Here is a 20,155-nt window from a genome sequence, read left to right on the forward strand (position 1 = left end):
ACAAAAAGGGCGCTCTATTGAGCGCCCTTTTTATCATCACACCGTATTACACTGCAGGTGTTTGCCCCTCTTCGACACTTTTGACTTCATCAAAGATTTGCGTAGGCTTAGCCACTAAGCTGCGGTTTTCTTGGTTAACGTCGGTCAGAACGACTTCTAACACATCGCCTAAACGATAAGTCAGCGCTTTATCAATGCTCACCGTGCCATTGTCGCCGTTGCACTCTAAGCGCTCTTTATTCGCCAAAATCAACGTACCAGGAATAAACGCCGCCGCTCCATTTTCAAGCAAACGCACTCGCATACCTGCACGGTTAATATCAAAGATTTCAGCGTTGAACTTGGTGCCCTTGCTCGGTTCATCGGCCAGTGTACGAGCGTATAGCCAGTCACCGACATTACGCTCAGCAATCTTATGATGTTTGCGGTGAATCGCTAGCTCTTCGCCCACACTGTCATCCGCGGTTTGCACCGGCTCTTTACCCAAAATATGCGCTTTTAGCATGCGGTGATTGATCATATCGCCGTATTTACGGATTGGCGAGGTCCACGTTGCGTACAGGTCAAGCCCCATCGCATAATGCGGCAAAGGTTGATTGCCAATTTCACTGTATGCCTGGAACTTGCGAATACGATTATCTAGGTACGACGTTTCTTGTGTTGCTAACCAGCGACGAAGCTGGGCAAAACCTTCTAAAGTCGCGAGAGATTCTGCCGTAAATGGAAGCTCACCGTTAGGGTTGATAAGCGCCACCACTTCTTCGATTTTCTCTGGTTTAAAGCCGGCGTGAGTATTGAATACCCCAGAGTCAAAGTTCGCTTTCAACGTACGGCCCGCACAGATGTTAGCGGTGATCATCGCCTCTTCAACCAAACGGTTAGCGCTGCGGCGCAGATCAGCATGAATCGCCACAACATCGTTATCTTCGCTTAGCTCAAATCGATAGTCAGGGCGGTCAGGGAACACGACGGCATTCTTCTCACGCCACTCAGCGCGCGCTGTCGAGAACTGGTACAAGTCACGCACGATTTGGGCAATATCATCGCTAGGTTGCCAGGCGTCGGAATGGCCGTTTTCAATCCAGTCAGACACGTTGTCATACACTAAACGGGCATGAGACTTAATGTTAGCCGCAAAGAACTTGATGTCATCGCCAATCACGCCGTCTTTACTGACCGTTACGCGACAACAGAGTGCCGGGCGCACTTCGTTCTCGATCAGTGAACACAGCTCGTCCGCCAAGTCACGTGGTAGCATCGGAATATTCCGACCAGGCAGATAAATAGTGAAACCACGCTCGCGTGCCACTTTATCCATATCACTATCTGGCGTGATGTAAGCGGTGGGATCGGCAATCGCAATGGTCAGTTCAAAGTCACCCGATTCGGTTTTCTTCGCGTGCAGCGCATCGTCCATATCTTTTGTGGACTCGCCATCGATGGTGACAAAAGCAACGTGCGTCATATCTACGCGCTCGAGATCCGCGTCGTCTTTGATTTGCCAATGATCGATGCCCGCAGGTTCGCTATTAGGCAGATCATTTTGCGCCAGCGTTACCCACCAAGGTGCGATTTTGTCGTCAGCGTCAGTGATCTTTTCTGAAATTTCAACGAAAAAGCCGTTGTCACCTTTTAGCGGGTGACGAATCAGGTGAGCCACCACCCAATCGCCTTCTTTTAGATCGTCGCTCTTAATGCCCTTACGGGTTTTCGCTTTAAGAGACAGTTTTTTCAATTGAGGGTGATCAGGAGCCACATTCAGCTTACCTTTGAACAGTTTCACACGGCCGATAAAGCGTGTTAATCCTTGTTCAATCAGCTCTTCTGGCTCCGCCACTTCACGCTCTTTTTCAGTACGAATGATGGCTTTGACCTTGTCACCGTGAAGACATTTTTTCATGTACGGTGGCGGGATAAAGAAGCTAGTTTTGCTATCGACTTCTAGAAAACCAAAGCCTTTTTCGGTTGCTTTGATGGTGCCTTCCTTTTTAGGAAGCGTTTCTTGAATTTGCTGCTTAAGTTGAGCCAGTAGCGGGTTATCTTGGAACATCTCTACAATTCTTACTGAAAAAATTGCGCACACTATAACACTGCGGCTATGGCCTCGCTAGCGCGCAGCCATGACAATCTCACCTTTAGACCGGATTTCAAACGCTTATCAAAACAAGCTATTCGCGGATAATTTAAACAAAGCACATCAATTAGTGACGAAGATGTGAACAGAACGGCCCGATTCAGAGAAAAATTGTGATGAAATTCAATTTTTTCTAGCTTTTTTTATGCGTTTGAGGAATAATGCGCTCCCTCAAATCGATGCGACTACAGTGTAGGCAAAGCTGCCATGTGACACCGCGAATGTAGTGAGCGGCATCGAGAGAATTTACGTCCCTAGTGGCTTGATGCGATTTACGACTTTTCCGCATCTGAACGGAATCAGCTCTCAACTGGATTGGTATTGGAATTGGTAGAGCTCGTGGGACCTTTTGTTGACATAATATAGTAGGATCCCAATGACAGATTCTGTAATTCAGTTTAGCGATCTAGCGCTTAACGACTCTATCCTTTCAGCTCTTGATGGTATGGGTTTTGTTTCACCAACTCCAATTCAGGCAGCGGCTATCCCGCACCTATTGGCTGGTAAAGACGCACTAGGTAAAGCTCAAACTGGTACTGGTAAAACTGCCGCTTTCTCTCTACCTCTTCTTAACAAGCTAGACCTCGGCCAACGTAAGCCTCAAGCTATCGTTCTGGCACCCACTCGTGAACTCGCGATTCAGGTTGCTGCAGAAGTTAAGAACCTAGGTAAGAACATTGCTGGCCTTAAAGTGCTAGAGATCTACGGTGGTGCATCTATCGTTGATCAAATGCGTGCACTGAAAAACGGTGCTCACATCGTTGTCGGTACGCCAGGCCGTGTTCAAGACCTTATCAACCGTGACCGCCTACACCTAGACGAAGTTCATACATTCGTGCTTGATGAAGCAGACGAAATGCTCAACATGGGCTTTGTTGATGACGTAACAGAAATCATGGAACACGCGCCTGAGTCTGCACAGCGCGTTCTTTTCTCTGCAACTATGCCTCCAATGCTTAAGAGCATTGTTGAGCGCTTCCTACGCGATCCAGAAACGATCGACGTTGCAGGTAAAAACCACACGGTAGACAAAGTAGAACAGCAATTCTGGGTTGTTAAAGGCGTAGAAAAAGACGAAGCGATGTCACGCCTTCTAGAGACAGAAGAGACTGACGCATCAATCGTATTTGTCCGTACTCGTCAAGATACTGAGCGCCTAGCTGACTGGCTATCTGCACGTGGCTTCAAAGCAGCGGCTCTGCACGGTGATATTCCACAATCTCTACGTGAGCGTACTGTTGATCACATCAAACAAGGTGTTATCGACATCCTAGTTGCAACTGACGTTGTAGCACGTGGTCTTGACGTTCCACGTATCACACACGTATTTAACTACGACATCCCATTCGATGTTGAGTCATACATCCACCGTATCGGTCGTACTGGCCGCGCTGGACGTAAAGGTAAGGCGATCCTTCTAGTTCGCACCAACCAACTGCGTATGCTTCGCACTATCGAGCGCGTCACTAAGTCATCAATGGAAGAAATCCAACTTCCGCACCGCGACAAAGTGGCAGAAGCTCGTCTACTCAAACTGGGTGCAGAGCTAGAGACAGAAAAAGAACACAAAGCGCTAGAGAAGTTCTCTGAGCTAGTTGAAAAACTGCAAGAGTCTCTAGAGTTAGATGCAGCAACACTTGCCGCTATTTTACTTAAGCGCCAGCAAGGTAAGCGCCCACTATTCTACATTGGCGAAGACCCAATGATTGAAGCGATTGAGCGTGATAAGAAGCGTCGTAAAGAGCGCCGTGAAAATGGTCGTGATGGTGGCCGTAGCTTCAATACTCAAGACTGGGATACGTACCAACTTCAAGTCGGCCGTGAACAAGGTGTTCAGGTTAAAGATATCGTTGGCGCACTGGCAAACGAACTTGGCCTAACCAAAGGCTCTATCGGTGCAATCAAGCTAGCACAAGGCGAGACTTACGTTCAGCTACCAAAAGCGATGTCTTCTGAGACTGCAGGTAAACTACGCAAACTACGTATCCGTCAGAAACAAGTTGATGCTGTGGTCTGTGACTTTGACGACTTCCGCGAGCCGCGCGGACGCCGTGAAGGTGGTCGTCGTGACGGCGGTTACCGTGGCAACCGTGAAGGCGGTCGTCGCGAAGGCGGTTACCGTGGCAACCGTGAAGGTGGCCGTGGTGGTCGTGACGGCGAACGTCGCTTTGACCGCAACCGCGGTGGCGATCACCGTGGCAACTATCGCGGTGAACGTGGCCATGGCCGCGATCGTCGTAACGACGCTTAATCAAGACAGAAACAAAAAAGGATACGCATTGCGTATCCTTTTTTTATAGCTGTACCACTGGTTACTGTCGGCCAAAAATATACTTGTCCATCATGGTCACCATTTTACCAATCTCGGGTTTGGTAATCGTATCGTTGGCGCCTAAAGCTAAAGCTTTAGCCCGGTTATCCTCACTCATTAAGGACGAAAACATAACAATCGGAATAGTGGCATAAGCTTCACTGTCACGTAGACGCTTAACTAAGTGCATACCATCCATACGTGGCATCTCTACGTCGGTCACCACACCATCGATAAACTCGCTCACTGGCATGTTGTCCTCTTTGGCCACTTCGATGAGGTTCATCAACTTCTCATGTGCTTCACCGCCATCTTTACACGCGATCACATTATAGCCTGCAGAAGTCAACGTATCTTGAATCATCGAACGGATAAACGCGGAGTCATCGACCACCATAACGGTTTTTGCATTCCGTTTGGTGACCATGCGCTGGTTCAAATCAACCGACTTATCGACCGTCACATCGTATTTTTCCATGCTCAGTTCTGGGTTGATGTCGGCAATGATCTTCTCGAAATCAAGAATCATGATAAGATTGCCATCTTTTCGTACCACCGCCACCACGCAGTCTTGCTCACCCGCTTCCAAGAACTGACTCGGTGATTCAACATCATTCCAAGAGATACGGTGAATACGGCTAATACTGTCGATCAAAAAACCATTGGTCATGTTGTTAAAGTCAGTGACAATAACAAACTTGCGCTTTAGGTCTTTATTGGTTGGAACGCCCAACCAACCCGCCAAGTCCACCAGCGGGGTCAAAACATCACGCGAAGAGAAGACGCCAACCATATGCGGCTGGGCGTTCGGATAATCTGTGGTCTCAGGAACCTGGATGACTTCTCGCACTTTGGCGACGTTAATTCCGTAGTAGCAGGTTTTTGTCCCACCACCTGGAAGTTCTTTGACTAAATGGAACTCAATGATTTCCAGCTCATTGGTGCCACTCTCAGTTAAAATCGTACTACTTGATCCGCTCATAATTCTTCTTTCTTCATTTGATCACAACTTATTATCGTCAATAGTCGTAGATACTTTTATTCTTTTTAACCGCAAAGCAAAAGTTTGTAAATCGAATAGACAGTGCGAGTTCAAAGTTCTGACCTTCAGGTTCTCAATATTACTGTTGAATCACTCAACAGCTTGCCAGTGATACGGTATTTCTAGCTGCCAACGCTCAAACTCTTTTTTTGAATAAATCGCTTTTCCTTGGTTATCAGTCACGATGGGAATAATAGGGTCATGGCCTGTTTGAATAATTTGATTGACCAGTTGTGCCGCTCGGGTTCCTTGGCTGTAACCAAATAATACCACCCCACCCGCGGCTTTGTTCTCACCAACGGCGAAGTCCCAAAACGCAAAAATCGGCAACGGCGAGTGGTTACGCGTCCATGTGATCACCTGTTCAGCAGGTACGTTGTTTCCCTGTTCATCAACCAAGGTTTGATACAGTCCGACAATAATCGCGCTAAAACCAGATTGCTTGGCAGTGAGCACTTGCTGTTCCCATTGCTGCTTCGTTTCAATGGCTTGAATATCGACCTCGATCCCCAAGTTGTTCTTAATCAGGCTATATTGTTTCTGTATGTAGTCTTTGGCAATCTTAGACGTTACCCCAGAGTCAAACAAAATCTTTACTTGAAACCGCTCTCGCTCAAACAAGCGTCTCAACTCCCCAAGTGACTTTACAAATAGTGGTCGCTCAAGCACCCCGGTAACTTTTGCCTGACCGCGATACTGACTGAGTAGCGCCCGCGGATTGGCATTCACGCCAAGAAAGACGATAGAAATCGGCTCATCATAAAGTTTAGGCAACAAATAATTAAATGCGTTGTCATCACCAAGAATAACAATCTCTGGCTGATGCTGTTGGTAAAACGCAAAAGCGTTATCTGCTTGCTCGGCATGCTCTGATGAAGGTAAACGTTTGGTATCCATCGAATAGCTGACCAGCTCTACTTTCGAGGTGAGGGTATCGTTAAGCCCCTCGACATAGCTGGCATCCCAAGGATAGGTCGAATGGTAGCTTTCTATCAACAGCACCTTGGTCGCCCACACCGGCGATGCACATACAAGCAACAGCCAACTCCAACGCATAGCTCTTCCCCCACTTAAGTATGAAATGAGTGTAGTTGGCGAATTGCAACTCTCCAACCTTTGCGCCTCTGTTTATTTTTCAAATGACTATACTGATAGAAAAGAGGAAAGTTATGACTCGCAGCCGAAAAATTGAAGATTGCCAAGACAATCCGCTTTCCAGTCGTATCGGGCGACGCATCATATTAATTATGGTCTTGCTCAGTGGTGTCATCACTGTGCTCACTACACTAATCCAACTTTCGTGGGACTATACCCACGAGTTTAATGCCGTCGAGCAGCGCCAAATTGAGATCCGCGATATTCACGCGCCGCTAATTGCTTCGTCGTTGTGGGATTTTGATCTTCTTTCGCTGCAACAAGAGCTCGACGGTTTGGTCAATCTACCCAAGCTCGATTATCTGCGCGTGCAAAGCGGTGATTACCAATTCGAGGCAGGTCAACCCACGGCTGAGCACCCCATTACCGAACAGTTCACACTGCTATATCAACACCCGAACTCCTCTTTGGTTGAGTCTGTTGGCACCATTTTTATTCAAACCGATGCCAAACAGATCTACGACTATCTAATTTGGCAAGCCGTCTATACCTTACTACTCAATGCATTTAAAACTCTGCTGGTATGCTACTTGGTCTTGATGGTCTTTCATAAAAGCGTCAATCAACGTATTTTTGCTATTGCCTATTACCTACGAAAGTACAACCCTCGCCACCCCAAAGCGCCACTGGTACTCGATCGCCACGCCTGGATCGCTGAAAAAAATGACGAGTTAGACTGGCTCGGTGACGAAACCAATAAGATCACCCAAAACGTCACCACGCTGTATAACAACATTAAGCAGGAACAAGAGCGGCTACACGAGTTCGCCCATATATCTTCCGACTGGCTGTGGGAAACTAATGCCTTGGGTGAGTTAATTTATTGTTCTGAGAGTATGCAAGAGGCCTTATCGATTGCGCCAGACAGCAAGCCGATATTGAAACAGCTTCCGGCGTTAACTGATGCGCAGCAACTCACAGAGTCTCTCTCTCGCCAAGGGGATTTCAGCATGTGTGAGGTGAGTTTAACCATCAATTGCATTAACCATTTTTTGCTGTTCCAAGCCAAAGCTCGCTTTGAAGATGATAGGTTTGCTGGCTTTCGTGGTACCGCAATCAATATCACAGAACTCAAACGCGTTCAGATAGAACTAAAACAACTCAATCAATCACTAGAACATACTGTCGCGACGCGAACCTTAGACCTCAAGCACAGCATGGAACAGCTCAAGCAAACACAAGACCAGTTGATTGAGTCGGAAAAGCTCGCAGCACTAGGAGGCCTTGTGGCAGGCGTCGCGCACGAGGTCAACACGCCCTTGGGGATTGCTGTTACCGCCACTTCCGTTATCCAAGATGTGGTCAAGGAAGCCAAACAAGCTTTCGCCGCACAGACGTTAACCAGTCAACAGTTTGAGTCTTTGATGGCTCGAATGAGTGACAGCCATGCGATGCTCGAGAACAATCTCAACCGCGCCGCGAAGCTGATCCGTGACTTCAAGCAAACCGCGGTGGATCAAGTTTCAGAGAGCCGCAGCCATTTCAATGTGTATCAAGTTCTCGATGCACTTATCGCCAGCTTGCACCCAGAGACACGCAAAGTACCGGTCACGCCACGTTTAGAAGGCGATAGAAGCGTTATGATGAACAGCTTATCAGGCGTCTTAACTCAAGTGATCTCTAACTTGGTGATGAACAGCATCAATCACGCTTTCGACCAACAACCCAATCCTGAGATAACCATTGAGTTTCAACAACAAGAAGATGCCATTGTCGTCGAGTATCGAGACAATGGTTGTGGCGTCGATGAGTCGTTGCATCAAAAGATTTTTGAGCCATTCTATACCAGTAAACGAGGCTCAGGCGGCTCTGGTTTGGGGCTCAATTTGGTGTTCAACCTGGTAAAACAAAAGCTCAAAGGCGAGCTCTCCTTCGCCTCTCAGCCCGAGCAAGGCGTGCACTTTACCTTCACCTTGCCCAAAGTTCTTCCTTCGGAGAGCCATGGACCGGGTCAATCGGGTAATTGATCACGAATTGCGATGAACTCAGCCCAATTGGCAATCAACAGGTCGACCAAAACAGGGTCAAAATGACGCCCACGCTGGGCAATGACCTCGTTTTTAATATCTTCATCGCTCCAAGGCTCTTTGTAGCTACGTTTGGATCCAAGCGCGTCAAACACATCAGCCAATGCCGCAATGCGGCCACTGATAGGTATATCCGTGCCCGCTACCCCTTGCGGGTACCCGCTGCCATCCCATTTTTCATGATGATAGGCGGCGATCTCTTTTGCCATAAGAATCAAACGGCGCTTTGAGCGACTGAGTATCTCCACCCCATATTCGACATGGCGTTTCATGATCTCCCACTCATCTGGCGTTAATTTGCCCGGCTTATGTAAAATGGCATCTGGAACCGCAACCTTACCGACATCATGCAGCGGAGAAGCGTGCTTGAGCATATTGGCCTCGCGCTCCCCCAGCCCATACATCAGAGCCAGTTTCTCACAGAACAGCGATACCCGTTGAACATGCGCACCGGTCTCGCGACTGCGTGCTTCTACCGCATTGGCTAAGTTGTACACCAGCTCTTTTGACGTATCTTTAATATCGATCAGCAAAGTGAGGTTTTCGAACGTCAAACCAATATTTTGCATATAGATTTCGAGCAGTTGAACATCGAGATCATTCAAATCACGATGAAAATTGACGTACAAAATGCTATCGACCCCTTGCTCATCGTTGGCATAAAGGACAAACGCGTCGCCAAAATGCATGGACTGCTGCAGTTCGAGAGCTTGGCGACAACGCACTGCAACCTGTTCAGGAAGCTTGTCAAACGTGCACTCACTGTAGCAATCAACATAGTCCCCTGTTGCCGCAATCGTCAGTGCTCTCGATGCTTCCCCTTCCGGACGTGGTTGAACGACACAATAGAAGGCCGACTCTTCCAGTTGCAGTAGCGAGGTTAGCTGCTCAAGTACCGAGGAGGCATACGCTTGTATCGTCGTGGTATTTTGCACTTGAGCCGATGCCTGAATAACCTTTCTCAGACCATTTTTTTGCTTCTCAATCAAACACAGATCGCGATAAGAACGAAGCATTGAATAGAGCAAGGTTTTGAGCTTTTGTGTGGTGAGTTCAGTTTTTTCTTTGTAGTCGTCGATCTCGTATTCTCGAATAACGATATCTTCTGGTGCTTGACCCGCTTGACCTGTACGCAACACAAGCCGAATCAACGAGTTATTGAGTTGCTCGCGAATATACTTGACCAGCTCAAGCCCAGCGTGCTCAGTCTCCATCACCACGTCAACCAAAGCCAAGGCAATATCATCGTTTTGCTGCAAAATTGGCTTTGCCTGTTCGGCAGAGTAAGCAGACAGCAGCTCTAGCCCTCGTCCCTCAAACTGAAATCCTGATAGTGCCAAACGGGTAATTTGATGCATCTGCTCATCATCATCCACCAGTAGCACCAACCAAGGCTGTTTAGCGTTAGGCTGCAATACGTCTTGAGTGTTTTTTTGATCTGCGAATAAGTCCATTTATCGCCCTAAGCTTAAAGTCATTATCACTTAAGGTTTAGCACAAATTCATCAAGTTAGGTGGGATAACTGCTAGGAAACAACTACCCATTTGGTGTTATTTTAGACACGCCTTCACTGTTGCACGTTCGACGAGCGTCGGTTCAAGCTGAACCACTTGAGCTTGATCGCTGTCACCTGCCAGTTTTTTCAAAACGGCTTCAACCGCCGCTTTACCTAAGCGATATTTCGGTTGGTGGATAGTCGTTAAAGAGGGGCTCATGAACTTGGCGATATGTATATCATCGTAGCCGATAATCGAGAGCTGCTCAGGAATCGCTACACCTTGTTCATTGGCTGCATTGATCACCCCCATCGCCATCATGTCGTTACAAACAAAGATCGCACTTGGCAACGGCCCTTTCTCTGCCATTTTTTTGAACGCCTCATAGCCGCCTTCACACTCAAAATCAGCCTCGATAATCCAGTCCGATTTAAACTTGAGTCCGGCTTCATTTAAAGCACGTTTGTAGCCTTCATAACGCATCTGCGCCTGATGTTTAACCAAAGGTCCGGTAATACAGCCGATCTCAGTATGACCAGAGTCAATCAGGTACTTCGCCGCCAGATAGCCGCCACGCAAAGAGTTGTCTTGAATCTTATCGCTGGTAAACAGCATGGGGCCCCAGTCCATCACCACAACCGGTATGTCAGGATACTGTTCAAACACATCGATACGCTCTCCCTCGAGCGAAGAGCACATCAAAATTAAGCCATCAACCCGCTTTTGCAATAACGTGTTGATCGATTCTCGCATTCGCTGGTTATCCCCTTCAGTATTGCACAGAATGAGGTTATAGCCTTGCTGGTAGCAACTGCGCTCTACCCCTTTCACCACTTCACCAAAGAAAGGGTTGGTTGACGTCGTTACCAGCATTCCTATGGTTTGAGTTCGGTTTATTTTCAAACTTCGCGCCAACGCCGACGGGCGATAATTGAGCTCTTTCGCAGCCTGATTAACCCGCTGTGAGATCTCTTCACTGACATAGCGAGATTTGTTAATGACATGGCTCACCGTTGAGGTCGACACCCCAGCCAGTCGTGCGATATCTTTCATTGTTGCCATGCCGTACTCCCTTACGCCAGATTATTGATTGCGCTCCGCAAGAAAGGCGTCAACTTCAGCACGCGATGGTATCGAGGTTTGAGCCCCAAAGCGAGTCACAGAGATTGCCGCTGCTGCATGAGCAAATTTAATCGCTGATTCTAAAGGCAAATCCTCAAGTAAACCAGTGACTAATGCCCCATTGAAGGTATCACCTGCCGCCGTGGTGTCGAGCGCTTCAACGCGAAACCCTTCAATTAAGTCACCGCGACCATTTTGGCTGAGCCACACTCCTTTGGCGCCTAAGGTAATCATGACAATTTCGATGCCCTTACGGTGCAGCACATTGGCCGCCTCTTGAGCACTTTCATTGTCTGTAACCGTTATTCCAGTCAGCACTTCAGCTTCTGTTTCGTTCGGCGTGATGACATCGATACAAGCGAGTAGCTCATCTGACAACTCACGCGCTGGCGCCGGATTAAGAATCACATTGGTGCGAGCCTGCTTAGCGACCTGCGCCGCTTTCTCGATCCCGCATAATGGGGTTTCCAATTGCATGAGCAGATACTTGGCATTGCGAATCGATTCTAAGTCTGGCTCTATCGCGTCTGCGGTTAGTTTGGCATTAGCCTCAGCGGAAATACAGATGCTGTTTTCACCGCTATCAGACACTTGGATCATCGCGATACCAGTTGGACAGTTCGGCTCCATTTTCACGCCGCGAATATTGATGTTGTCCATCTTGAAATTTTCACGAATATTGATGCCAAACGCATCATCACCCACGCAGGCAATAAAACCTGTATCAGCCTTTAAGCGTGCCGCCGCAACCGCTTGATTTGCCCCTTTACCACCCGGAATGACTTGATAGTTGCGACCATGTAACGTCTCGCCAGGGCGAGGAAAAGAAGGCACTTGAAGAACATGGTCAGCGTTAACACTACCTAAAACCACTAACTTATTCATAAGGTTGTCCTCGGCTCGATAGAGCCCAATAGATGTGAACAGGAGAAATAGTGATGGACTCTCAGGCACAGAGCCCATCACTATTTGCCCTCTTTGCTGCCGACAGATAACCGCAGCAAAGAGGGCTCCAACGTCAATTACTTAGTAATCACTTTTAGCGGAACCGGAATGTACGCTTCGACCTGCTCGCCTTTGAGTACTTGGTCTGCAGTTTCGATACCGAGTGCACCAATCAAATCGGGTTGTTGTGCAATTGTGGCAGACAGCTTACCGCGGTTAACGGCGGCGATACCGTCATCGGTACCATCAAAGCCAACAATCATCACGTCTTTGCCTGATGCTTGCACGGCGCGCAGTGCACCCAGTGCCATTTCATCGTTCTGGGCAAATACCGCTTCAACGTCTGGATTAGCCGCAAGCAAGTTTTCCATCACGTTAAGGCCCTTAGTACGGTCAAAATCGGCAGGCTGGCTCGCCAATACATCCATTTCACTGCCTTTTACCGCATTCATAAAGCCTTCACCACGCTCACGTGCTGCAGACGTACCCGCGATACCCTCGAGCTGAATGACTTTGGCTTTCATGCCGACTTTTTCGACAATGAAGTTGCCCGCCATTTCGCCACCCACCACGTTGTCTGACGCAATGTGGCTGACCACCTCACCACGACTCGCGCCGCGATCAAGGGTAAGAACAGGAATGTTAGAGCGGTTGGCCATGCGAATTGCGTTTGATACTGCGTCCGAGTCGGTTGGGTTGATCAAAATCGCTTTAACGCCACGGACGGTTAAATCTTCAACGTTAGAAAGCTCTTTACTCGGGTCGTTTTGCGAGTCCAACACGATCAGTTCATAACCCAGCTCCTTCGCTCTCGCTTCTGCCCCATCTTTCATGGTGACAAAGAACGGGTTGTTCAGCGTCGACAATACGATGGCCATCGTATCTTGTGCCTGTGCGGATACAGAAACGGTTGACGAAAGTAGTGCCGCGGAGATAAGAGTTGCGAGTTTTTTCATTTTCTCTGTCCTTGTGTAGGGTGGGTCAAGACACGTCACTTGACCCTATTGAGTTTAGTTTTGATTTACTTGTTTTTGTTGTCTACCAGTACCGCCAGCAAAATAACCACTGCTTTAGCAATCATCTGATAGTAGGAGGAAACATCGAGTAAGTTGAGGGCATTATTTAAGAAACCAATGATAAGAGCACCGATCAAGGTTCCCATAATGCGGCCCTTGCCGCCCATTAGACTGGTGCCCCCCAATACGACGGCCGCGATCGCATCGAGCTCGTAGCCCATACCAGCGGTTGGCTGAGCAGATGAAAGACGCGAAGTCACGATAATCCCGGCCAAGGCTGCGAGCAGACCACAGATGGCGTAGACGCCAATCTTAACGCGGTCAACGTTGATGCCTGATAAGCGAGTAGCCGATTCATTGCCACCCAGCGCGTAAACGTAGCGGCCAAAGCGAGTGTGGTTGAGTAAGTACCAAGCCGCAGCAAAGACGATCACCATTAACCACACGGGCACAGGAATACCGAGCGCATAACCGGTACCAAACCAAGCAAAGGCGTCCGCCGTTTCGGTAAATCCGGTTGAAATAGGACGACCATCGGTGTAGACCATAGTGACACCACGCAGTAGCGTCATCGTCACTAGCGTTGCAATGAACGCCTGCACTTTGCCCTTAGCGATAATAATGCCACTGATCGCGCCTAGCGCCGCACCAGCGAATAGCGCCGTTGGTACGGCAATCAACACTGGAACTTCCATGGCAATCAAACTAGCAGCAAATGCACCACATAACGCCAGCACCGAGCCGACACTCAAATCGATCCCTGCGGTTAAGATAACCAACGTCATACCGACGGCGATAATCGCGTTAACTGATGTCTGACGCAGAATGTTAAGAATATTGTCGACGGTAAAGAAGTTTGGATTTAAGAATGAGACAACAACAATCAATAATAGCAACGCAATCAGCGACTTTTGTTCAATTAACCACTCTTTACTAAACAGCTTATTACTGTGGGACGTATTTGTTTTGCTCATGGTATCGGTACTCATGCGGCTTCCTCATTAATCATTTTGCCTACAGCACAGGCGAGTAGTTTTTCTTGGTCAGCGTCTTTGGCATCAAATTCTCCGCTGATCCGTCCTTCGTGCATCACCATAATGCGGTCACTCATGCCGAGCACTTCAGGCATTTCTGAAGAGACCAAAATGATGCTCATGCCATCAGCTTTGAACTTATTGATCAGTTGGTAGATTTCTTTCTTGGCACCGACATCCACGCCTCGGGTCGGTTCGTCTAAAATCAAGACTTTCGGCTTTGTCATCAAGCCCTTAGCGATAGCGACTTTCTGCTGGTTACCGCCCGATAAGTTGCCAATGATTTGGTCACGTGTTGGTGTTTTAATATTGAATAGATTAATGAAGTCCTCGACTGCAATCACTTCATCGTTGTGCTGGATTCGACCACCTTTAGTCAGTTTATCGAGCGCACAAAGCGACATATTCTCTTTAACCGATAGCCCTAAAATTAAACCATCGCCTTTGCGATCTTCGGAAATATAAGCAATACCATTGGCCAAGCCATCTTGAGGGGAAACGGGGTTGATAGTCTTTCCGTCTAAATTGATCACGCCGCGCGCACTAGGCAGAGCGCCATAAAGCACCTTCATTAACTCAGTGCGTCCAGCCCCCATCAAGCCGGACACGCCAAGGATCTCACCTCGTTTAAGCGTGAAGCTGACATCGTCAACCCCCGACCCAGTCAATCCAATGACCTCTAGACAGGTTTCACCATGGCGGACATCGATGCGCGGATACTGCTCATCCAACTTACGACCAACCATCATCTCAATCAGGCCATCTTCATCGGTATCGCTTACTAAGCATTGACCAATAAATTTTCCATCACGCAATACGGTAATATCGTCACAAATCTCGAAAATCTCTTTCAAACGGTGCGAGATATACACAATGCCACAACCTTGATCGCGCAGTTCGTTGATAACCGCAAACAGAGACTCGGTTTCGGTATCCGTTAATGCGTCTGTCGGCTCATCCATGATGATGACTTTGGATTCGAACGACAGCGCTTTGGCAATTTCCACCATCTGCTGCTCACCAAGGCTCAAATCACCGAGCAAGGTCTTTGAGCTGTGCTTAACGTTAAGGCGCGCGAGTAGCTTGTCCGCTTCGGCATACATGTGTTGCCATTGAATACCACCAAACGCGTTGGTAAATTCTCGGCCTAAGAAAATGTTTTCTGCGATGGTGAGTTCGGGGATAAGGTTCAGCTCCTGGTGGATAATGCTGATACCCGCTTGCTGCGAGTCACGTGGACTGTTGAACGACGCAGGTTGGCCTTGGTAGTGAATGCTGCCAGCATCTAATGTGTAGATGCCCGTTAACACTTTCATCAGCGTCGATTTTCCAGCACCGTTTTCGCCCAGTAGCGCCATGACGCGGCCGGGGTAAACATTGAGGCTCGCTTTGTCTAAGGCTTTCACTCCGGGGAACGCCTTTTCAATTGAACTCAGCTGTAGTATGGCTTGAGTCATAGTGTTTCCTTCCTGTTGCGCCATCTAAAACACAACGCCAGCTTGAAAAATGACGTTCGCGTATGGGGTAAATTCGCCAGTGCGCACTACAGCGCGACTTTGTCCTGTACGTGCTTTAAAGGCCTCATGACTGACATATTGGATTGCAATGTCTTTGCCTGTCGATTCGCTTTCTGCAGCCAGCTCTTTGAGGAGTGCCTCATGGTGAGTTGGGCTGACCGATTTAAATTCTTCGGCGAGGATCACCCCTTCAATCTGTGATTCAGACAAGATCACTCGTACAGTTTCTAGAAATGCGGGCACACCATGAGTCAGTGCCAAGTCGATACGCTGCACCTGCGCCGGGATCGGTAACCCCGCATCACAGATCGTGATTTCGTCAGTATGACCGAGCGTGGCAATCAAATAGGACAGCTCTGAATTTAATAGCGTGTGTTTTTTCATCTCATCGACCTTCAAAAATAGACGTTTGTTCAAGAGTGAGTGTTGCGTGTTATCGACTGAATTACTGAGAAAACACTCATCGAAACGTTTCGATGAAATAATAATAGCTGGTTTTATTTATGCGAGTCGTGGTTAACAAGATTGTGAATTGGATCTTTTTCGTGCAAAGAAGTCATTATAATGAAGTGATCGCCGTCACTGATTGATACTATTATCAGTGACGGTAAACGAAAAATTTACCCACTTCGAACACATCTAAGCGGTGATAAACGCTATAGTGTCGTCAAAATGATATGGACCCAAACAATGAACAACAGACTACTCGCAATCGGTGCAATTTTTTTGTTTAGCGGCTGCCAACAAGAGGTGGGAACGCAAGCATGGTGTGACACCATGGCGACAACAAACAAGGGGCAATGGAGCGCACAAAACGCCGTTGATTATACCAAGCACTGCATTTTACTTGATGCCGTCGGCAGTGAAGCATGGTGCAAAGATTTAGAGCAAAAATCTAGAGGCGATTGGAGCGCCAACGATGCCACAAGCTATGCCAAACACTGCGTGTTTTGAGGCAGAGGACAATAGAAAAGGCCTGGGCAGGCCAGACCTTTATCAAGTTATTGACTGTTGAGTCTTGGGGTTAAACACGCTCTTCAAGAGAAATATTGTTGTTCGCCCACAGCAGTGCTTGCAAACGGTTTTTGGCGTTGATCTTTTTGAAGATATTATGCAAGTGAGTTTTGACGGTATTCTCACTGACAAACAGTTCATCAGCGATTTCAATATTCGACGCTCCATGCCCAAGTAAACGCATGATCTCTTTTTCGCGTTTTGTCAGGTTGGCGTAGGCTTGTGAAGTGGTCACAGTGTTGGCACAGCGGAAGTGTTCAATATAGTCCTGAGCCACTTTGCGAGATAGCCACATTTCATCTTGCATCACTTTTTCCATGCCTTTGAGCAGCAATGGCAGTTCATCATCGAGATAAAACACCCCTACCAAGTTACGCCATTTGAATAGCTCGCTTGAGGGCGCATCCGCCGGGCAATTAAACACGATTTCTTTCACCGCCGTTTGACTCTGCCCTTTGGCAAAGTGGTAGCTTTCAAACTTATCGCCATCAAGATAGTGGTAATCAATAAGTACTAAGTTGCCTAGTATCGACTCGCCTGGTACACAGTTTTTCAGTGAGTCGGCGGTCACAATCGCCACCTGCAGATCTAGCCCTTTCTCCAATGAATCCTTTAGTAGTTTTGATTGCATGCTCACATCAGAAACGAGTGTAACTTTATAGATGTCATTGCTAGCCATAACGTTGATCCCTGCCAAAAGTAACTGTCAAACTAAACCTATCTTCTCACAGAGAATAGTCAACAGGTTGATTACTCTCACTCAACAAGGAAATACAATAAAAATAATTAATTTCAAAAGGTTAAGTTGACATTCTCATTTATAAGAAGCGTATTAACTTACCCAAAGTCGAGCACGCGAATACGCCACAAGCACTAAGACTATCAGTGTGGAGAGAGGTAACGATCCTCCACCACCACCTCCCGATTGTGGGGCGGTTGACTCACTCCCTCCTGTATCATTATTGATCAATACACGAACCCCATTGCGCGTCTCTACATAAGCTTTTGGTGTTTCTTGACCGGTAATAACTCGCGAAATCCAACTTTGATAATCGTAAACATCGGTAAATACCGACGTCACGTTGACACTCGCGTCGCCACAAGGCTCGGGGCCAAAGCTGGTGATACCAATTTGCACATATTGTCCCCCGGTTGACCAGTAAACAGGCCCGCCTGAGTCACCGCTACAGGTAGCATTTTTGTACGTAGCGCCAGTCGGAACTGGACCGTCAAAACAAAGCTGGCTTGATGATATCTTACTGCCGAATACCGCTTGGCAATCCGTTGTATTTACATAGGTCAATGAGGTCTCTAATAACTGGGTTCCACCAGGGGTATTGTCCTCGATGTACCCATGTCCTACCGCTTTGTAATCAGCGTTAGTCGCGAAGGTGTTGTTGACAGAGGTATTAAGCAGCGAAGAGTAGTCGCTGACCGCCAGCGGCGATTCCAATTTGATGATCGCGATGTCGTTTGGCCAACGCTCTAGCTCAGAGTCTAGATAGCTGTCCGGATAGTAAAAAGCTTGCGCCTTAGCTTGTTGATTTGAGAGAAAATTACTCTCATCCTCTAATTGTGGAGCCACAACTGTGTAAAGCATCAGATTATTGTCGGCGTATATGCAGTGCGCCGCCGTGAGTACGTATTGCGAGTTGATCATGGTCGCGCCGCAATAAGCCGATGCACTGTAGGTGTTACCATTTCGATAAAAAAGACTGGCGAAAGACGGGTAATCAGAAATATCGGCATTAGAGCCATTGACAATATAGGGTTTCACGTCGACCGCATATGCGCTGGCGGGCACTAGTATCAACAACAAGCAGTAAAAGATACGACTCATAACAACATCCTGGCTTAAAACTACAAATTAAGTTTAGTTTACGTCAAACTCGATGATTGAGTTCATAACACTCTAACCACAATCAGACAACTAAATGAGTATCCATTAACAAAAAAAACCTCTCGAATCGAGAGGTTTAAGATTTATATAACGTTTCGTTGCAAATAACTAGCCACGGTAATAACGCTGTGGCACGAATGGCATTTTCGCCACCGTCATCGGTAGCTTCTTACCACGCACGTCGGCAAACAGTTCAGTGTCAATAGCAGCAAGATCGGCGCGCACATAAGCCATAGAAACAGGCTTGCCTGCGTTTGGACCAGCAGTACCACTAGTAACAATGCCCACTTTGTTATCATCAGCATCGAACAGCTCGGTCCCTTCACGTACTGGCGCTTTGGTTTGACCAACCAGACCAATACGCTTGCGCGTCACATCTTTAGTGTCGATCTGCTTAAGAATGATCTCTGCCCCTGGGAAACCGCCTTCGCGTTCACCGCCAAGTCGACGTACCTTCTGAATCCCCCAAAGCAAACTTGCTTCCACTGGGGTTGTCGTTGTGTCGAGATCGTGACCATATAAACATAAACCACACTCAAGGCGTAAAGAATCACGAGCGCCAAGACCAATCCACTCTACTTCTACTTCCGCCGTTAACTTTTGCGCCAGTTCCTGTGCATGCGTGTTAGGTACTGAGATTTCGTAACCATCTTCACCAGTGTAACCACTGCGGCTAACAATGCACTCAACGCCTAAGATCTCTAACTTCTTCACATCCATAAATAACATGTCTGCGACTTGTGGATTGAATCTTTTTAGTACATCAACGGCTTTAGGGCCTTGCAATGCGAGTAATGCTCGGTCATCAATGACTTCAAGCTCAACGCCCGAAGGTAAATGCGCTTCTAGATGGTTAATGTCTTGATCTTTACACGCTGCATTCACCACCACAAAAAGATGATCGCCCAAATTAGCCACCATCAGGTCGTCCATGATGCCGCCTTGATCGTTGGTGAAAAACGCATAGCGCTGGTTGCCCGACGGAAGATCGATAATATCAACTGGAACCAATGACTCTAAAAACGCTGATGCACCCTCACCATGTAAACGCAGTTGCCCCATGTGCGATACATCAAATAAACCAGCCGCATCGCGCGTGTGTAAGTGCTCTTTCTTTACGCCAAGTTTGTATTGGACAGGCATATCGTAGCCAGCGAAAGGAACCATCTTCGCACCAGCTTCAATGTGCAGCGCGTGTAGAGGGGTTTTGAGTAGATCTTGAGTCATTGTCGTCTCCATTTTATCAGGTTCGTTTTCCATGCAAGGAAACCTTGTTTCCAATAATAAACACGAGTGGAGAGAATTTGCACGATCAACACGACAAGAAGCGTTCAAAGTGTGACGCTTAACATCATATTTACATCTGAACAGACAAATAAAAAACGCCGCTTTGGCGGTAGAATCACCAAAGCGACGTCATTTTACTCTTTCAAGACCCAAA

At 47.6% G+C, this 20,155-nt stretch carries 16 protein-coding genes; 3 read left to right on the top strand and 13 right to left on the bottom strand.

Annotation, left to right across the window (positions count from 1 at the left end):
• Window positions 1–46 precede the first annotated feature (46 nt).
• A complete protein-coding gene (gene rnb / locus FCU94_RS16200) occupies window positions 47–2,050 on the bottom strand; it encodes an exoribonuclease II (protein WP_176289515.1) in 2,004 nt (667 codons plus the stop codon).
• A 460-nt stretch (window positions 2,051–2,510) separates the two neighbouring features.
• On the opposite strand from rnb, the gene FCU94_RS16205 reads away from it, so the two are divergent.
• Window positions 2,511–4,385 (top strand): DEAD/DEAH box helicase, encoded by a 1,875-nt coding sequence (locus FCU94_RS16205; protein WP_176289516.1) that lies wholly within the window; start codon window positions 2,511–2,513, stop codon window positions 4,383–4,385.
• 61 nt (window positions 4,386–4,446) lie between these two features.
• Here FCU94_RS16205 and FCU94_RS16210 read toward each other — a convergent pair whose 3' ends face one another.
• Both FCU94_RS16210 and FCU94_RS16215 read right to left on the bottom strand, forming a co-directional pair.
• Window positions 4,447–5,427 (bottom strand): chemotaxis protein, encoded by a 981-nt coding sequence (locus tag FCU94_RS16210; protein ID WP_176289517.1) that lies wholly within the window; start codon window positions 5,425–5,427, stop codon window positions 4,447–4,449.
• 150 nt (window positions 5,428–5,577) lie between these two features.
• On the bottom strand, window positions 5,578–6,543 hold the full coding sequence (locus tag FCU94_RS16215) for an ABC transporter substrate-binding protein (protein WP_176289518.1): 966 nt from the start codon (window positions 6,541–6,543) through the stop codon (window positions 5,578–5,580).
• A 113-nt stretch (window positions 6,544–6,656) separates the two neighbouring features.
• On the opposite strand from FCU94_RS16215, the gene FCU94_RS16220 reads away from it, so the two are divergent.
• Window positions 6,657–8,609 carry a PAS domain-containing sensor histidine kinase gene (locus FCU94_RS16220; protein ID WP_176289519.1) on the top strand — a complete coding sequence of 651 codons (1,953 nt, stop codon included), beginning with the start codon at window positions 6,657–6,659 and terminating at the stop codon, window positions 8,607–8,609.
• Here FCU94_RS16220 and FCU94_RS16225 read toward each other — a convergent pair.
• From FCU94_RS16225 to rbsD, 7 genes are all read right to left on the bottom strand, one after another.
• Complete coding sequence (locus FCU94_RS16225) at window positions 8,594–10,123, bottom strand: DUF3369 domain-containing protein (RefSeq protein ID WP_176289520.1); 1,530 nt, start codon at window positions 10,121–10,123, stop codon at window positions 8,594–8,596. The two genes, FCU94_RS16220 and FCU94_RS16225, sit on opposite strands and share 16 nt — an antisense overlap.
• Window positions 10,124–10,220: 97 nt before the next feature.
• Window positions 10,221–11,228 carry a substrate-binding domain-containing protein gene (locus tag FCU94_RS16230; protein WP_176289521.1) on the bottom strand — a complete coding sequence of 336 codons (1,008 nt, stop codon included), beginning with the start codon at window positions 11,226–11,228 and terminating at the stop codon, window positions 10,221–10,223.
• A gap of 21 nt (window positions 11,229–11,249) precedes the next feature.
• The gene (gene rbsK, locus FCU94_RS16235) at window positions 11,250–12,173 is read right to left on the bottom strand and encodes a ribokinase (protein ID WP_176289522.1); all 924 of its coding nucleotides are present in this window, start codon (window positions 12,171–12,173) and stop codon (window positions 11,250–11,252) included.
• Window positions 12,174–12,310: 137 nt separating this feature from the next.
• Window positions 12,311–13,189 (bottom strand): ribose ABC transporter substrate-binding protein RbsB, encoded by an 879-nt coding sequence (rbsB, locus tag FCU94_RS16240; protein WP_176289523.1) that lies wholly within the window; start codon window positions 13,187–13,189, stop codon window positions 12,311–12,313.
• A gap of 65 nt (window positions 13,190–13,254) precedes the next feature.
• On the bottom strand, window positions 13,255–14,238 hold the full coding sequence (gene rbsC, locus FCU94_RS16245; protein WP_176289524.1) for a ribose ABC transporter permease: 984 nt from the start codon (window positions 14,236–14,238) through the stop codon (window positions 13,255–13,257).
• A complete protein-coding gene (gene rbsA / locus FCU94_RS16250; RefSeq protein ID WP_176289525.1) occupies window positions 14,235–15,740 on the bottom strand; it encodes a ribose ABC transporter ATP-binding protein RbsA in 1,506 nt (501 codons plus the stop codon). The genes rbsC and rbsA overlap by 4 nt, the downstream gene beginning before the upstream one ends.
• A 24-nt stretch (window positions 15,741–15,764) precedes the next feature.
• Window positions 15,765–16,184 carry a D-ribose pyranase gene (rbsD, locus tag FCU94_RS16255; RefSeq protein ID WP_176289526.1) on the bottom strand — a complete coding sequence of 140 codons (420 nt, stop codon included), beginning with the start codon at window positions 16,182–16,184 and terminating at the stop codon, window positions 15,765–15,767.
• 306 nt (window positions 16,185–16,490) lie between these two features.
• On the opposite strand from rbsD, the gene FCU94_RS16260 reads away from it, so the two are divergent.
• Window positions 16,491–16,754 (top strand): DUF3012 domain-containing protein, encoded by a 264-nt coding sequence (locus FCU94_RS16260; protein ID WP_176289527.1) that lies wholly within the window; start codon window positions 16,491–16,493, stop codon window positions 16,752–16,754.
• A gap of 70 nt (window positions 16,755–16,824) precedes the next feature.
• On the opposite strand, the gene FCU94_RS16265 is transcribed toward FCU94_RS16260, so the two are convergent.
• The 3 genes from FCU94_RS16265 to gcvT all read right to left on the bottom strand — a co-directional run bounded on the left by FCU94_RS16265 (window position 16,825) and on the right by gcvT (window position 19,941).
• Entirely contained in the window at window positions 16,825–17,493 is a 669-nt protein-coding gene (locus FCU94_RS16265; RefSeq protein ID WP_176289528.1) for a LuxR C-terminal-related transcriptional regulator, read from the bottom strand.
• A gap of 153 nt (window positions 17,494–17,646) precedes the next feature.
• Window positions 17,647–18,654, bottom strand: coding sequence for a S1 family peptidase (locus FCU94_RS16270; RefSeq protein WP_176289529.1), 1,008 nt, complete (start codon window positions 18,652–18,654; stop codon window positions 17,647–17,649).
• 168 nt (window positions 18,655–18,822) lie between these two features.
• Entirely contained in the window at window positions 18,823–19,941 is a 1,119-nt protein-coding gene (gene gcvT / locus FCU94_RS16275; RefSeq protein WP_176290064.1) for a glycine cleavage system aminomethyltransferase GcvT, read from the bottom strand.
• Window positions 19,942–20,155 lie beyond the last annotated feature (214 nt).

Source organism: Vibrio sp. JPW-9-11-11 (genome assembly GCF_013369335.1).
GTDB lineage: Bacteria > Pseudomonadota > Gammaproteobacteria > Enterobacterales > Vibrionaceae > Vibrio.

What these genes read in the sequence shown, in the direction of transcription:
- rbsB (WP_176289523.1), bottom strand. Translation starts at nt 13,189, where the DNA reads ATGAAAAAACTCGCAACTCTTATCTCCGCGGCACTACTTTCGTCAACC.
- FCU94_RS16265 (WP_176289528.1), bottom strand. Translation starts at nt 17,493, where the DNA reads ATGGCTAGCAATGACATCTATAAAGTTACACTCGTTTCTGATGTGAGC.
- FCU94_RS16205 (WP_176289516.1), top strand. Translation starts at nt 2,511, where the DNA reads ATGACAGATTCTGTAATTCAGTTTAGCGATCTAGCGCTTAACGACTCT.
- FCU94_RS16210 (WP_176289517.1), bottom strand. Translation starts at nt 5,427, where the DNA reads ATGAGCGGATCAAGTAGTACGATTTTAACTGAGAGTGGCACCAATGAG.
- rbsC (WP_176289524.1), bottom strand. Translation starts at nt 14,238, where the DNA reads ATGAGTACCGATACCATGAGCAAAACAAATACGTCCCACAGTAATAAG.
- rbsK (WP_176289522.1), bottom strand. Translation starts at nt 12,173, where the DNA reads ATGAATAAGTTAGTGGTTTTAGGTAGTGTTAACGCTGACCATGTTCTT.
- rnb (WP_176289515.1), bottom strand. Translation starts at nt 2,050, where the DNA reads ATGTTCCAAGATAACCCGCTACTGGCTCAACTTAAGCAGCAAATTCAA.
- rbsA (WP_176289525.1), bottom strand. Translation starts at nt 15,740, where the DNA reads ATGACTCAAGCCATACTACAGCTGAGTTCAATTGAAAAGGCGTTCCCC.
- FCU94_RS16225 (WP_176289520.1), bottom strand. Translation starts at nt 10,123, where the DNA reads ATGGACTTATTCGCAGATCAAAAAAACACTCAAGACGTATTGCAGCCT.
- FCU94_RS16215 (WP_176289518.1), bottom strand. Translation starts at nt 6,543, where the DNA reads ATGCGTTGGAGTTGGCTGTTGCTTGTATGTGCATCGCCGGTGTGGGCG.
- rbsD (WP_176289526.1), bottom strand. Translation starts at nt 16,184, where the DNA reads ATGAAAAAACACACGCTATTAAATTCAGAGCTGTCCTATTTGATTGCC.
- gcvT (WP_176290064.1), bottom strand. Translation starts at nt 19,941, where the DNA reads ATGACTCAAGATCTACTCAAAACCCCTCTACACGCGCTGCACATTGAA.
- FCU94_RS16260 (WP_176289527.1), top strand. Translation starts at nt 16,491, where the DNA reads ATGAACAACAGACTACTCGCAATCGGTGCAATTTTTTTGTTTAGCGGC.
- FCU94_RS16270 (WP_176289529.1), bottom strand. Translation starts at nt 18,654, where the DNA reads ATGAGTCGTATCTTTTACTGCTTGTTGTTGATACTAGTGCCCGCCAGC.
- FCU94_RS16220 (WP_176289519.1), top strand. Translation starts at nt 6,657, where the DNA reads ATGACTCGCAGCCGAAAAATTGAAGATTGCCAAGACAATCCGCTTTCC.
- FCU94_RS16230 (WP_176289521.1), bottom strand. Translation starts at nt 11,228, where the DNA reads ATGGCAACAATGAAAGATATCGCACGACTGGCTGGGGTGTCGACCTCA.